The sequence below is a fragment of the Saccharothrix mutabilis subsp. mutabilis genome, assembly GCF_039521145.1.
Taxonomy (GTDB): Bacteria; Actinomycetota; Actinomycetes; order Mycobacteriales; family Pseudonocardiaceae; genus Actinosynnema; species Actinosynnema mutabilis.
In genome coordinates this window covers 39,506-53,103 of record NZ_BAAABU010000016.1, presented here as the reverse complement: position 1 = coordinate 53,103, position 13,598 = coordinate 39,506, and the positions used below count along the sequence as shown (strand labels likewise).

12 protein-coding genes are annotated in these 13,598 nt (G+C 72.9%); 8 read left to right on the top strand and 4 right to left on the bottom strand.

The features are described from left to right. The first annotated feature begins 8 nt into the window (after positions 1-8). Genes ABD126_RS27400 through ABD126_RS27390 form a run of 3 tightly spaced genes read left to right on the top strand, consistent with a single transcriptional unit; the run spans position 9 to position 3,309 of the window. The gene (locus ABD126_RS27400; protein WP_343936830.1) at positions 9-197 is read left to right on the top strand and encodes an MbtH family protein; all 189 of its coding nucleotides are present in this window, start codon (positions 9-11) and stop codon (positions 195-197) included. Then, on the top strand, positions 194-1,942 hold the full coding sequence (locus tag ABD126_RS27395) for a non-ribosomal peptide synthetase (RefSeq protein WP_343936829.1): 1,749 nt from the start codon (positions 194-196) through the stop codon (positions 1,940-1,942). The genes ABD126_RS27400 and ABD126_RS27395 overlap by 4 nt, the downstream gene beginning before the upstream one ends. A 5-nt stretch (positions 1,943-1,947) precedes the next feature. After that, complete coding sequence (locus ABD126_RS27390) at positions 1,948-3,309, top strand: KamA family radical SAM protein (protein WP_343936828.1); 1,362 nt, start codon at positions 1,948-1,950, stop codon at positions 3,307-3,309. Between the two features lie 81 nt (positions 3,310-3,390). Here ABD126_RS27390 and cph read toward each other — a convergent pair whose 3' ends face one another. Continuing rightward, the gene (gene cph / locus ABD126_RS27385; RefSeq protein ID WP_343936827.1) at positions 3,391-4,236 is read right to left on the bottom strand and encodes a capreomycin phosphotransferase; all 846 of its coding nucleotides are present in this window, start codon (positions 4,234-4,236) and stop codon (positions 3,391-3,393) included. 219 nt (positions 4,237-4,455) lie between these two features. On the opposite strand from cph, the gene ABD126_RS27380 reads away from it, so the two are divergent. Beyond that, positions 4,456-5,292, top strand: coding sequence for an NYN domain-containing protein (locus tag ABD126_RS27380; protein WP_343936826.1), 837 nt, complete (start codon positions 4,456-4,458; stop codon positions 5,290-5,292). Here the strand turns inward: ABD126_RS27380 and ABD126_RS27375 are convergent, their stop codons facing one another. Together ABD126_RS27375 and ABD126_RS27370 are read right to left on the bottom strand one after the other, a co-directional pair. Then, positions 5,293-6,030, bottom strand: a complete 738-nt coding sequence (locus ABD126_RS27375; protein WP_343936825.1) for a polyprenol monophosphomannose synthase — start codon at positions 6,028-6,030, stop codon at positions 5,293-5,295. A 47-nt stretch (positions 6,031-6,077) separates the two neighbouring features. After that, positions 6,078-7,520 carry a flavin monoamine oxidase family protein gene (locus tag ABD126_RS27370; RefSeq protein ID WP_343936824.1) on the bottom strand — a complete coding sequence of 481 codons (1,443 nt, stop codon included), beginning with the start codon at positions 7,518-7,520 and terminating at the stop codon, positions 6,078-6,080. Positions 7,521-8,239: 719 nt separating this feature from the next. Between ABD126_RS27370 and ABD126_RS27365 the strand changes: the two genes are divergently transcribed. Further along, a complete protein-coding gene (locus tag ABD126_RS27365; RefSeq protein ID WP_343936823.1) occupies positions 8,240-9,076 on the top strand; it encodes an acyl-CoA dehydrogenase family protein in 837 nt (278 codons plus the stop codon). A gap of 65 nt (positions 9,077-9,141) precedes the next feature. Here ABD126_RS27365 and ABD126_RS27360 read toward each other — a convergent pair whose 3' ends face one another. Next, positions 9,142-10,473 (bottom strand): glycoside hydrolase family 10 protein, encoded by a 1,332-nt coding sequence (locus ABD126_RS27360; RefSeq protein WP_343936822.1) that lies wholly within the window; start codon positions 10,471-10,473, stop codon positions 9,142-9,144. A gap of 246 nt (positions 10,474-10,719) precedes the next feature. Here ABD126_RS27360 and ABD126_RS27355 point away from each other — a divergent pair, with 246 nt between their 5' ends. From ABD126_RS27355 to ABD126_RS27345, 3 genes are read left to right on the top strand one after another with little or no spacing between them, the layout of a single operon-like run. Beyond that, the gene (locus ABD126_RS27355; RefSeq protein WP_343936821.1) at positions 10,720-12,267 is read left to right on the top strand and encodes a PP2C family protein-serine/threonine phosphatase; all 1,548 of its coding nucleotides are present in this window, start codon (positions 10,720-10,722) and stop codon (positions 12,265-12,267) included. Next, positions 12,264-13,265, top strand: coding sequence for a cobalamin B12-binding domain-containing protein (locus ABD126_RS27350; protein ID WP_343936820.1), 1,002 nt, complete (start codon positions 12,264-12,266; stop codon positions 13,263-13,265). Before ABD126_RS27355 ends, ABD126_RS27350 begins: the two co-directional genes overlap by 4 nt. Continuing rightward, complete coding sequence (locus tag ABD126_RS27345) at positions 13,262-13,588, top strand: STAS domain-containing protein (protein WP_343936819.1); 327 nt, start codon at positions 13,262-13,264, stop codon at positions 13,586-13,588. The genes ABD126_RS27350 and ABD126_RS27345 overlap by 4 nt, the downstream gene beginning before the upstream one ends. Positions 13,589-13,598 lie beyond the last annotated feature (10 nt).

Here is a 13,598-nt window from a genome sequence, read left to right as displayed (position 1 = left end):
GGGGAAACGTGGACACGTACCTGGTGGTCGTCAACCACGAGGAGCAGTACTCGCTGTGGCCGGCCGACCGGCCGCTGCCCGCCGGGTGGCGCGCCGAGGGCACCTCGGGCGACAAGGAGCAGTGCCTGGCGCACATCGAGACCGTGTGGACCGACATGCGCCCGCTCAGCGTCCGCCGCCGCGCGGAGGCGGTGTGACCGCGCTGCACCGCCTCGACCAGCTCGCCGGCGCGCGGCCCGACGCGCCGGCGTTGCTGGACGAGGCGGAGACCGTGTCCTACAGGCGGCTGTGGCGCGAGCTGACCGGCGTGGCGGGCGCGTTGCGGACGGCGGGCGTGCGGCACGGGGACCGGGTGGTGGTGCCGGCGGACCGGACGTGGCAGGGCATCGTGTCGATGCTCGGTGTCCTGCGGGCCGGGGCGGCGTACGTGCCGGTGGACGCCGGCGACCCGGTCGACCGGCTGCGGCACGTCGTGCGGACTGCGGGCGCGGCGTGGGCGACCGGGCGGGCGGAGGCGCTGGCGGCCTTGCCGGACCTGGGCCTGCACCCGGTCCCGTTCGGCTCGGCCCCGGCCCCCGACTCGGCCCCCGACTCAGCCCCGGCCTCGGGCTCGGGCTCGGGTGGCGTCGGCGGGTTGCCCGGTCCCGAGGACTTGGCGTACGTGATGTTCACCTCCGGGTCCACGGGCACGGCGAAGGCGGTCATGGTGCCGCACCGGTCGATCGCGCACGCCGCCCCGTCCCTGGCGCGGCGGTGCGGGATCACGCCGGACGACCGGTTCCTGAGCTGGGCGTCGCTCGTGTGGGACACCAGCGGCGAGGAGCTGTACTCGACGCTGCTGTCCGGCGCGGGCCTGGTGCTCGACCGCGAGGCCACCTCCGGGTCGGTCCCGGCGCTGCTGCGCGCGGTCGAACGCCGGTCGGTCTCGGTCGTGGACCTGCCGACCGCGTTCTGGAACCAGGTGGTGGACTACCTGGAGACGACCGGCGAGGCGGTGCCGGAGTGCTTGCGGCTGGTCGTCGTGGGCGGCGAGGAGGTGCGGGCGCGGCAGGTGCGGGTGTGGGCCCGGCGCGCGCCGGAAATCCGGCTGCTCAACACCTACGGGCAGACCGAGACCGTCATGGTCACCCACGCGGCCGACATCGGCGGTCTCGCGCCGCCGGACGGGGGCGCGGTGCCGATCGGGCACCCGCTGCCGCACGTCCGCCAGCACCTCGAACCGGTCGGCGACGGCCTGTTCGAGCTGCACGTCGGCGGCCCCACCCTCGCGTGGGGCTACCGGGACCGGCCCGCGGCGACCGCCGAGCGGTTCCTGCCCGACGAGCGCGGGCGGCGGTTCCGCACCGGGGACCTGGTGCGGGTCGCCGACGACGGCGCGCTGGTGTTCGTGGGCCGGGCCGACCGGCAGGTCAAGGTGCGCGGGGTGCGGGTCGAGCCGGCCGAGGTGGAACGCGCGCTCATGGCGTGCCCCGGGGTGACCGCGGCGGCGGCGTTCGTGGTGGACAACGCGTCGGACGGCGTCCTGCTGGTCGGCGCGTTCGTGCCCGGCGACGCCGGCACCACGCCCGCGACGGTCGCGGCGGCGTTGCGCGCCAGGTTGTCGCCCGCGCTGCTGCCGCACCGCCTGGTGTCCGTGCCCAGCATGCCGCTGCTCACCACGGGCAAGATCGACCAGGCCGCGCTGGTGGAGCGGTTCGCGCGCTCCGACGTCGCGCCGGGCGCCGGCCTGGCGGGGCAGCTCGCGGTGGTGTTCAGCGAAGTCCTGGGCACGCCGTGCGCGGCCGACGACGACTTCTTCGACCAGGGCGGTGATTCCGTGGTCGCGACCCGGCTGCTGACGCGCATCCGGCGCAGCTACCGGGTGGAGCTGACGTTCCGCGACGTGTTCGACCACCCGAGCCCGACCGCGTTGGCGGGCCTGATCAGCCGGACCCCGAGGTGAGCGCGGTGCCCGTCCAGCCGCACGAGCACGTCCGGCGCACGCCGGTGGAGCCGTCCTGGCGGCGGTTCCCCGGCTGGCGGGGCGTCACGCGGGAGCAGTGGCGCGACCCGCAGTGGCAGCGGGTGCACTGCGTCCGCAACACCCGGCAGTTGCGCGCGGTCGTCGGCGACCTGCTCGACGAGCGGTTCTACGACGACCTGGCGGCCGACCAGGAGTCGTTCGCCACGATGTCGATGCTGCTGCCCCCGCAGATGCTCAACACGATGGTGCCCGAGGGCGCGGCGGACTTCACCGCGGCGGACTTCACCGAGGCGTTCTACGCCGACCCGGTGCGCCGGTACATGCTGCCGGTGCGGTCGGACCGCGACCCCGAGTGGCCGAGCCACCCGTACTCGTCCCGGGACTCGTTGCACGAGGCGGAGATGTGGGTGGTGGAGGGCCTGACCCACCGGTACCCGACGAAGGTGCTGGCGGAGCTGGTGTCCACGTGTCCCCAGTACTGCGGGCACTGCACGCGGATGGACCTGGTCGGCAACTCGACCCCGCAGGTGCGCAAGCACAAGCTGGAGCTGAAACCGGTGGACCGGCAGGACAGGATGCTGGACTACCTGCGCAGCACGCCGGCGGTGCGGGACGTGGTGGTCTCCGGCGGGGACGTGGCGAACGTGCCGTGGCCGCAGCTGGAGTCGTTCCTGGCGCGGTTGCTGGAGATCGAGACCGTGCGGGACATCCGGTTGGCCACCAAGGCGCTCGCCGGGCTGCCCCAGCACTGGCTCCAGCCGCAGGTGGTGGAGGGCATGTCCCGCGTCGCCCGCACGGCCGCGAGCCGGGGCGTGAACCTGGCCGTGCACACGCACGTGAACCACGCCCAGTCCGTGACGCCGTTGGTGGCCGAGGCGGCGCGGGCGTTGCTGGACGCGGGGGTGCGGGACGTGCGCAACCAGGGCGTGCTGATGAAGGGCGTCAACGCGACGCCGGACGACCTGTTGGAGCTGTGCTTCGCGTTGCAGGGCGAGGCGAACATCCTGCCGTACTACTTCTACCTGTGCGACATGATCCCGAACGCCGAGCACTGGCGCACGTCGGTGGCCGAGGCGCAGGACTTGCAGGCGGCGATCATGGGCTACTTACCCGGTTACGCGACGCCGCGCATCGTGTGCGACGTGCCGTACGTGGGCAAGCGGTGGGTGCACCAGGTGGTCGAGTACGACCGGGAGCTGGGCATCTCGTACTGGACGAAGAACTACCGGACGGGCATCGAGTCGGACGACCCGAACGCCCTGGACCGCCGCTATCCCTACTACGACCCGATCTCCACGCTGGGCGAGACGGGCCGGCGGTGGTGGCGCAAACACGAACGATCCTGACCCCGCCCGCGCCCCGACAGCTCAACGCCTCGTCGGGGCGCGGGCACCGGCACGGCGCAGGCCGGCACGGCTCGACCGGACTCAGCGGTAGCCGGTCAGGCCGTCGTCCAGCTCCTCGTCGTCGCCGTCCTCGGCCCCCGCCAGCGCCTGCTGCAACGCGAACGTCCCCTGGTAAGCCCGGATCCGCGGCCACGCGTCCCCCGCCCCGAGCAGCGCGACGACCCGTTCCACCAGCTCAGGCCCGTAACTGGCCCCCACCGCCGCCAGGTCCTCCGCGGGATCGCCCACCTTGGCCTCGTCCCAGTCCACGATCCCGGTCAGCCGCGGCAACTCCTCCGCCTGCTGCCACAACACGTTCTCCCCGCCGAGGTCGCCGTGCACCAACCCGGTGGCGACGTGGTCCATCGCCACGGCCGCCGCCAGCTCCCGCTCGGCCCGCGCCCGCCCGTCCTCCGACATCAGCGGGAACAGCGTCGCCCGGACCCGCCCGGCGAACCCGCGCCACCGCCCGGCGTCGGCGACCGCCAGCACCAGCCGCAGCTTCTCGACGTCGGCGCCGGCCATCGCCCGCAACACCCGCGCGAACTCGGCGGCCACGACGTCGATCACCTCGGGCGACGTCGCGTCCCCTCGCTCCAGCGGCGTGCCGTGCAGCCGGCTGAGCACCAGGAACCCGTGCGGACCGCCGTCCCGCACCTCCGACAGCGGAACCGGCACCCCCACCCCCAGCTCCACCGCGTCGACCGCGGTCAACACCGCCACCCGACCCGGCAACTCGGCCGCCGCGGCGGCCGTCTTCGGGAACCGGAACACCCGATCACGCGCGATCAACACGTCGTGGAACTGGCCCGAGTGCACGCTGACACCCTCAAGATCGACATCGGGGTGGGCGCGCCGAACCACGTCGACAAGGTGGGACAAGGTCATGCCCCCACATGGTGCCGACCCGCCGCGGCCACCGCGACCGATTTATCTCACGATCCGCACCCATCCCACTACTCAGTGAAACCGATTACAACGATCGGGTGAACCACCCGCGGCAGCCGAACCGGACCGGCCCCCGCGCACGAACCACTGAAGCCGTCCGGCGTGCGGCGGAATCGTGCGCCGGACGGGCCTGCGCACCCCGCCGGTTAAGGTTCGCGGGTGGGGAATGGCGAGCGGATCGGGGTGTTCTACGACGGCACCTGGTTCGCGTATCTGAGCGACTACTTCGCGTCGGTGCACCCGCGGGCCGCCCGGGTCTCGCTGGACGGGTTCCACGACGCCCTGCGCTGGTACGTGCGCACCGTCACCAACCAGCCGTTGGACGAGTGCGTGGTCAGTGAGGCGCACTACGTCCGCGGGCGGATCGACACGCCGGCGGTGGCCTTCGACGCCGTGTTGGCGGCGGCCGGGGTGGTGCGGCACGACCTGCCGCTGCACGCGGGCAAGGAGAAGGGGGTGGACGTCCACCTCGCCCTGGAGGCCTGGGAGCGGGCCACGGCCGTCCCGCTGCGGTGGGTCGTGCTGGTGACCGGCGACGCGGACTTCGCGCCCCTCGCCACCCGCCTGGTCGCGCGCGGCGTCCGGGTCGTGGTGCCGGTGGTGGACGGCGGGGTCGTCGCGCCGGCGTGGATGCCGCGCACGGCGGCGCCGCTGCGCGCGGCGGCGTCGGCCACGCCCACGTTCGACGACCTGTTCACGCCCGCCGAACGCGACGACTACCCGCTGCGGGCGCCGTTCGTGCGGACCTCCGGGGGCGGCGCGTCCGTCGCGGGCGAACCCCGCGGCCGGCGCAAGGGCACCGTCACCGGGTGGAAGCCCGGCCAACCGCACGGGTTCATCACCGACACGCGCGGCGCGTCCTGGTTCGTCTCGCGCGACGACCTCCCGCTGGGGCTGGTGGCCCTGCCGGTCGGCACGTCCGTGTCGTTCACCGGCCCGTCCACTCCCCCGGCCGGCCGCAAGTACCCGCGGGCGTACGCGGTGCAGACGGAGTGATCAGCTCTTCTTGAACAGCAGCTGCCACGGCATGACCGCGGACTCCAGCTGCACCCCGAAGCTCATCTTCGACGCGCCCTCCGCCCGCTCCTCGAACCGGATCGGCACCTCGGCGATGCGCATGCCGCGCTTGACCACGCGGTGGTTCATCTCGACCTGGAAGGCGTACCCGTTGCTGCGGATCGACCCGACGTCGATCTTGCGGAGCGTCGCGGCGCGCCAGCACTTGAAGCCGGCGGTGGCGTCCTTCACGCGCAGCCGCAGGATGGCGTTGACGTAGACGTTGGCCCACAGGGAAAGCGCCTTGCGGTGCCACTTCCACTCGCCCGACACCGACCCGCCGGGCACGTAACGCGAACCGATGACGACCGCCGCCTCCGAGGTCCGCAGCTGTTCGATCATCGTCGGGATGGCGCTCGCCGGGTGCGACAGGTCGGCGTCCATCTGGACGACCAGGTCGGCGCCGTCGTCCAGGGCCTTCAGGATTCCCGCGACGTAGGCGCGCCCGAGGCCGTCCTTTTCCGTGCGGTGCAACACGGAAAGCGGGAGCGGACCTTCGAGCGCCAACTTGTCCGCGACGTCGCCGGTGCCGTCGGGGGAATTGTCGTCGACCACCAGGACGCGCAGGCCCGGCACACCGAGGTCGGCGAGCAGGTCGACCAGGACGGGCAGGTTGTCCCGCTCGTTGTAGGTCGGCACGACGACGGTGGTCCTGGGCGGGTCCGGTTGTTTCGACATTCCCCCGAGCTTACCCGCGGGCGGACGCCGCGAAGTGCGCAACCGCCTCAGTCGTGCCAGGGAAGTTCGTCACGTAGTCCGGTGTGGATCGCATAGGCGTTCTTGATGGCGGCTTTCACCGAGCCTTCCGCCCAACGCCGGTGCCGGCGGTCACAGGCGTCGTTGGCGAACCACACTCGGTTCACCGGGCGGATCACGTCCTCGTAGAACGACTCGCTCATCTCGTAGGCGCGGAACAACGGGCCGATGCCGCACGCGAACCAGTCCAGCGCCCAGTCCTTGTAGACGCCGAACTCGAAGGTCTCGCGCGCCTCGGGGTGGATCTTCGAAAGGTCTTCCAACGCCTGCATCACGCATTCCTCGCCCGCGAGCGGCGTGTACGGCATGCTGTCCTGCTCCCAGCAGTAGGAGGCGATCATGACGCCCTTGCCGTGCTTGCGGTCCTGGCCCGCCGGCGGGTAGACGACGTTGCGGATGGCCAGGTCGGTGACCGTCGTGCCGTGCGTGATGCCGTACCGCGTCTCCCACCAGCGTTCGCTGAACTGCATGAACAGCTTGTGGGCGCGGCCGTAGTAGGTGTTGCGGATGGCGTACCACTTCTCCGGGTCCAGCCCGGAGATCTCCATGTGCCGCAAGCTCGCGAACGGCACCGTCACGACGCACTCGTCGGCTGTGACGGTCCGCACGTCGCGACCGGTCCGGAAGTGCACGCGCACGTCGCTGTCGGACTGCTCGATGCCCTGCACCACCGCGCCGAACCGGATGTCGTCCATCAGGTGCGGTTCGAACGCGCGGGGCAGCGCGTCCGCGCCGGCGGGGAGGTAGACCAGGTCGCCGAAGACGTCCTCGTAGTAGTGCGAGAACCACTCCAGCAGCGAGAAGTGGTAGCGGCCCTCCAGGTTGAACAGCGGTCCGAGCATGGCCAGCGCGCCGTCGCTGAGGCCGCGCTCCTTGAGGAAGCCGAGCAGGGTGTACCGGTCGTAGTCGGCCAGCAGCCGTTGCCACGCCGGGTCCGGCTCGTCGTTCTCCATCACCTCGACCAGCGGGTGCACGACGCGCCGCAGCAGCTCGTGCGGCGTCTGCCCCTTCTCCTCGGGGGCGAGGTCGAACCGGAACGACGACGCGTCGAACTCGCTGCGCCGAACGCCCTTGCCCTGGAGGAAGATGAACGTGTCCTCGTCGTACATCGGGAACGGCGCGGTCTCCAGGCCGAATTTGTCGACGATGAGGTGCTGCACCAGCGGGTGCTGGCGGGGGAAGCGCATCGCGCCGAACTCGCCGTACATGTCGCCCGAGAAGTCGCGGTGGGTCAGGATGCGCCCGCCCAGGCGGTTCTGCCCTTCCAGCAACACCACGTCGTGGCCCGCGTCTTTGAGCAGCAGGGCGGTGGTGAGCCCGGCGATCCCCGCGCCCACGACGACTACGCGGCGACGGGGTTCCTTGCTTTCCGGGAGGCCGTCGCGGAGCAGGCTCAAGGCATCGAAGTCCATGGACGCACTCCTTCGTGCGAGATCTCGGGATGACGCGACCGTACCGACGCGCCGACGACCGCGACCATTACCCGAAGGGGTAAACCCTTTTGCCGCACGCGATTTCCGATTAGTGCGGGTATTCGCTCTTCCGAGCAGCCCCGCAACCCGTTCGGCCGCACGAAATCGTCCATTGAGGACGGTTCTCTCCGCCCGACCACCGGCTCTCACTCGCTCGCGTGACAGGGGGTGCCGGACCGTATGTTGTCGGGCGTGCCTTCAGGTCGGGTTTCGGTCTGGGTGCCGATCGTCGTCGGGGTCATCGGCCTGGTCGGCGTCGTGGCCGGCCGGTTGATCAACGCGCGCCGCGAGGACCGGCGCTGGGAGCGGGAGACCGCTCGTGCGGCGATGACCGACAGAGGTGCCCGGGGTGTTGTCGCCGGGTGTGCGGCGGGGGCTGCTCCTCGCCGGGCCGGGCGTCGCCGGGTGGGCGGTGGTCCGGGTCGTGCTGCTCGTCAGCGGGGTGGCGGTCGGGCTGCTGGTCAGCGGGGTGGCGGTCGGGCTGCTCGTCAGCGCGTTGCGGCGGAGTGGCCCGCTGCGGGTGGGGGTCGGTGTCGCCTTGGCGGTGGCCGCGCCGCCGGCGAGTCCGGTCGCCCCGGTCGCGGTGGCGGTGGGGGTCGCGATCGTCGTGGCGGCGCTGGTCGAGCGCCGCCGAGCCGTCCACCGCGTGCCTGTGGCTCATGCACATCGGTGCCGCCGAGGCGCTCGTGCGCTACTCGACCTCCGAGGTCGCCCGCTACTACGCCGACGAGCTGATCGCCGGACGCCGGTTCGCCAACGCCCTGTCCGAACCCACCGGCGGCAACCAGTTCCTCTCGCCCCAGCAGGTCGCCGAACCCGTCGCGGGCGGCTACCGGCTCACCGGCGCCAAACGGTTCATCTCCGGCTGCGAGATCGCCGACCACTTCCTGATCAACGCGCTCGTGGACGGTCAACCCACCCTGTTCGGGCTCGAACCCGACGACACCGTGACCTTCACCCCGCAGGACACCCTCGGCCTGCGCGCCACCCGCAGCCACCTGGTCGGCCTCAACGGCACCGTGCTGCGCTCCGACCGGCGCTGCCCGCCGGCGCCCCCCGGCCCCAACCACATCGCCGCCGGCCTGGCGTGGCTCTCGCTCGGCGTCGCCGACACGGCGCTGACCACCCTCCTCGACCACGCCCGCACCCGGACCCTGCCGACCGGCGAACCCCTTGCCGCGCAACAACACCTCCAGTTCGACGTGGCCAGGGCCGTGCTCGACCTGGAGGCCGCCACCCTGGTCGCGCACAACACCTCGTGGCTGGCCGACCGGAACTCCCCCGCGTTCCTGCCCGCCACGACCCGCGCGAAGCCCACGGCCAACCGCGTCGCCCGCGACCTGGCCCAGCTGTGCCTCCAGGTCGGCGGCGGCTCGGGCTTCGTCACCACCTCCCCGATCCAGCGCGTCTTCCGCGACGCCCAGACCGGCTGGCTGATGGCCCACTCCGTCGAGTTCTGCCTCGACCACATCGGCGCCACCACGATGACCCCGTGACCGGGGTGGCCGCCCGACCCGCCTCGTCCGAGGCGGGTCGGGCGGCCACCGGGGCGCAGCTCGGGTCAGGCGACCCGGCAGGAGACGCTGGGCCAGGTCCAGTTGCCGCCGTGCATGATGGTGAAACCGAAGGTGTTGCCGTTGCCGTTGGGACGGGCCGTCATCACGTTGGCCGTTTCCCACGTCGCCGTGGTGTTCCAGGTGGCGATGATCCGCTGGGGCGAGCTGACCGTGACGGTGACGACCCAGTTGTTCGTGCCCGTCACCGTCACCTGGCCGTTGAAGCGGTCGCTCCACTTCTCGCCCTCGGCGTAGGTCGCGGTGCAGCCGCCGGGGTCGGGGTTGGACGTGCTGGTGGTCGGCGTGGTGGTGCCCGTGCCGCTGTTCAGGACGTTGAGCACGGACGTGTAAGCGGCCTTCTTGTTGCCGTAGTTGTCGAACAGCAGCGGGGTGCCGGACGCGCGCCACGAGTCGCTGTCACGGATGCCCCACACCGTGATGCCGGTGCAGCGCGACACGGCCAGGCACGCCTGCACGACGCCCTGGTACTGCTGCGCCTGCGTGCTGCCGGAACCCTCGATGTCCAGCTCGGTGATCTGCACGTCCACGCCCAGGTTGGCGAAGTTCTGCAACGTGGTGTGGTAGTTGGACGGCACCGGGTTGCCGCTGTTGAAGTGCGCCTGGAAGCCGACGCAGTCGATGGGGACGCCGCGGGACTTGAAGTCCTGCACCATCCGGTAGACGCCCTGGGTCTTGGCGTGCGACCAGTTGTCGGTGTTGTAGTCGTTGTAGCAGAGCTTGGCGCCCGGGTCGGCCGCGCGGGCGGCGCGGAAGGCGGCCTCGATCCAGTCGTTGCCGGTGCGCTGGAGGTTGGAGTCGCGGCGGGCGCCGGAGGTGCCGTCGGCGTACGCCTCGTTCACCACGTCCCAGGCGTAGATCTTGCCCCGGTAGTAGGACGCCACCTGCGTGACGTGGTTGAGCATGGCCTGGCGCAGCGCGCTGCCGGACATGTTCTGCATCCAACCCGGCTGCTGGGAGTGCCAGGCCAGGGCGTGCCCGCGGACCCGCTTGCCCTGGTTGCGAGCGTGGTTGACGATCCGGTCGCCGCTGCCGAACGAGAACTGGCCCTGGTTGGGCTCGGTCGCGTCCATCTTCATCTCGTTCTCGGCCGTGACCATGTCGAACTCGCGGTTGAGGATTCCGACGTAGGTCGAGTCGCCGAGCTTGTTCGCCGCCACCGCGGTGCCGAAATAGCGCCCGCTCTGCTGGGCCGCGGCGGCGAGCGTGGCCGCCGCGCCGCTGGCGGGCGCCGCCACCAGCACCGCGGCGCCCGCCGTGGCGGCCACCAGGCTCGCCACGAGCGCGACTCGTGAGACCGACTTCGCTGTCAGCTTCATGTTGCGCACCGAAACTTTCGATTGAGTTTACGATACTTGCAGAGGGCGACCATAACCACAGCGGGACGGCGCGGGCAACGCCTCCGACCGGCTAAATAAATGCGCGATCCCGTTAGCAGCGGCACCCCGCTGGGCGTGACCGGATGCCCGCCGTCGCTACACTGTTGGTGAACCGTCAACCGACTTCTGTGAGGTGGAGGGCCCCCGCTCCGGGAGTCCGCGCGCGTGGTGGATACCGAACGTGCAATGCGTCGGCCGCAGGTCGGCGACCCGGTGTGGCGAGAGGCCCCCTACCCCGCGCTCGTGGTGGAGAGCGGCGGAGTCGTGCGGGAGGCGAACGCCGCCGCCGGGGTCCTGGTGACCGCCGGGGCCGCCCTGCGCGGGACCGTGGACTGGCTGGCCGACGCGCACGAGGCCTTCCCCGCCGGCGGTCCGGTGGCGTCCGGGCCGATCGGCGACCGCGCGTTCGAGGCGCACCCGGTGCCGCACGCGGACGGCGCGGTCACGTGGTGGCTGGTCGACAACACCGACGTGCGGCGCGCCCGCGAGGAGCTGCGCGTCGAACGGGAGCGCGCCGCCCTGCTGAGCAAGGTCTCCTCGGCCCTGCTGACCTCGCTCAACCCCGACCGCTGCATGCAGCTCACCGCGCAGCTGGCCGCCGACCACCTGGCCGACGCCGCGTGGGTCATCGCCCCCGGCGGCGTGGCCGGCCACCCGGCCACGGTGTGCGTGCGCGGCGACGCGCCGGTGCACCACCGGCTCGTGGTCGACCCCGACGACGTGGCGGGCCTGGGCGAGGCGTTGCAGGGGTTCCCGCCGGTGCCCTCGCGGTGGATCGACCCGGCGTCCGCGCCCGACTGGCTGGTGCCCGACGGCTTCGGCGCGATCGGCTCGATCGTGGTGACCCCGCTGCCCGGCCACGGCGTGCCGGCGGGCGCGCTGGTGCTGCTGCGCCGCAGCGCCGACCGGGCCTACACCCCGGACGAAGAGGTGTTCGCGCGGCTGTTCGCGGCCCGCGCCGGGTCGGCGATCTCCGCCGCCCGCAGCTTCGCCGCCCAGGCGTCGATCACCGAAACCCTGGTGCGCGAGCTGCTGCCGCCGGTGCTGCACCGCGTGGAGGGCGTCGAGCTGGCCGGCCGCTACCGGCCCGCGTCGGACTCCGAACGGGTCGGGGGCGACTTCTACGACGTCCACCCGGTCGGCGACGAGCACCTGGCGGTGCTGGGCGACGTGTGCGGCAAGGGCCTGGAGGCCGCCGTGGTGACCGGCAAGGTGCGCAGCGTCGTGCAGGCGCTGCTGCCGATGTCCGACGACCACCAGCGGGTCCTGACCCTGCTCAACAACGCGCTGCTGGGCCGGCACGGCACCCGGTTCGTCACGCTGGTGCTGGCGTCGGCGCGCCCGGTCCAGGGCGGGGTGCGGTTGCGGCTGACCTCCGGCGGCCACCTGCCGCCGCTGGTCGTGCGGACCACCGGGGTAGTCGAGGAGGCCCCGACGTCGGGGACGCTGGTCGGCGTGCTGCCCGAGGTCGTGTCCACCACCGCCGAGGTCGTGCTCGCGCCCGGCGAGACGTGCCTGCTCTACACCGACGGGATCACCGAGGCCGTGGGCGGGCCGCTGGGCGACGAGATGTTCGGCGAGGAGCGGCTGCACGCGGCGCTGGCCGCGTGCGCGGGGATGCCGGCCGACGCGGTGGCCGAGCACGTCCACATGGTCGCGGCCGAGTGGATCGGCGGCGGCAGCCACGACGACATCGCGCTGCTGGCCGTCACCGCGCCCCGGCACGCGTCGTGACCGCCGCGGGCGTCGCGGACGCGTTGTGGGCCGCGGTCGTCGCGGGCGACGAGCAGGCGGCGACCCGGGCCGTGCTGGGCGCGCTCGACGCGGGCCTGGACCCCGAGTCGGTGCTGCTCGACGTCGTCGGCGGCGTGCAGCGGCGGGTCGGCGCGGAGTGGGCGGCCAACCGGCTCACCGTCGCGCAGGAGCACGCGGCCACCGCCATCAACGAACGGGTGATCGCGGCGCTGGGCGCGGTCGTCGAACGGCCCCCACCGCGCCTCGCGCACGTCGTGGTGGCGTGCGTGGACGGCGAGTGGCACGCACTGCCCGCCCGGCTGCTGGCCGAGGTGCTGGCGCTGCGCGGGTTCCGCGTGGACTACCTGGGCGCGCAACTGCCCGTGCCGCACCTGATCACCCACCTGCACACCACCGGGCCGGCGGCGGTGGCGCTGTCCGGGTCGCTGGCCGTGCGGCTGCCGACCGCGCACGCGACGATCACCGCCTGCCAGGCCGCCGGGACGCCCGTGCTGGTCGGCGGCAGCGCGTTCGGCCCGGACGGCCGCTACGCGCGCCTGCTGGGCGCGGACCTGTGGGCGCCCGACGCGCGGGCGGCGGCGGACCTGCTGGCGGGCGGCCTGCCGCCGCGCACCCGCGACGCCCACCAGCCGATCGACGACCTGCCGCACCTGGCCGACCAGGAGTACACGCTGGTGTCCCGGTCGGCGCGGCGGCTGGTGCGCGCGGGCGTGGCCGCCGGCAGCCCGCCCGAGGACCTGGCGCACATCGTGGACTTCCTGTGCGCCGCGCTCTACACCGACGACCCGGCGCTGCTCACCGGCTACCTCGCGTGGCACGCCGAGGTCCAGGCCGCGCGCGGCACGCCGCTGTCGGCGCTGGTCCCCGCGCTGGACGTGCTCGCCGCCGAACTGCGCGACTTCCCCCGCGCCACCCGCCTGCTCGACGCGGCCCGCTCGGTGGCCGGCGGGTTCGCCGACCAGGGGCCCGCGGCGTGAGCGCCGCGCTGAGCTGCGCCCTGTCCACCACCGACGGCCTCGCCACGGTGGCGCTGTCCGGCGACCTCGTCTACGGCCGCGACGACGGGCTGCTCGGCGTGGTGGACCAGGCGCTGGCGACCCGCGCGGCGGTGGTCGTCCTGGACTGCGCGGGCCTCACCCACTGCGACTCCCACGGCCTGTCCACCCTCCTGGCCGCGCACCACCGCGCGTCCGCCGCCGGCGCGACGCTCACCGTGCGCAACCCGCCGGCCGTGCTGGACCGCCTGCTGCGCCGCACCAACACCCACCTGCACCTGACCGGCGACACCCCCGCGCGCTGACCCGTCACGC

Bases quoted from the DNA above. Each gene is read 5' to 3' on its own strand.
- ABD126_RS27360 (WP_343936822.1), bottom strand. From the start codon at position 10,473: ATGAAGCTGACAGCGAAGTCGGTCTCACGAGTCGCGCTCGTGGCGAGC.
- ABD126_RS27355 (WP_343936821.1), top strand. From the start codon at position 10,720: ATGCGTCGGCCGCAGGTCGGCGACCCGGTGTGGCGAGAGGCCCCCTAC.
- cph (WP_343936827.1), bottom strand. From the start codon at position 4,236: ATGACCTTGTCCCACCTTGTCGACGTGGTTCGGCGCGCCCACCCCGAT.
- ABD126_RS27370 (WP_343936824.1), bottom strand. From the start codon at position 7,520: ATGGACTTCGATGCCTTGAGCCTGCTCCGCGACGGCCTCCCGGAAAGC.
- ABD126_RS27375 (WP_343936825.1), bottom strand. From the start codon at position 6,030: ATGTCGAAACAACCGGACCCGCCCAGGACCACCGTCGTCGTGCCGACC.
- ABD126_RS27365 (WP_343936823.1), top strand. From the start codon at position 8,240: ATGCACATCGGTGCCGCCGAGGCGCTCGTGCGCTACTCGACCTCCGAG.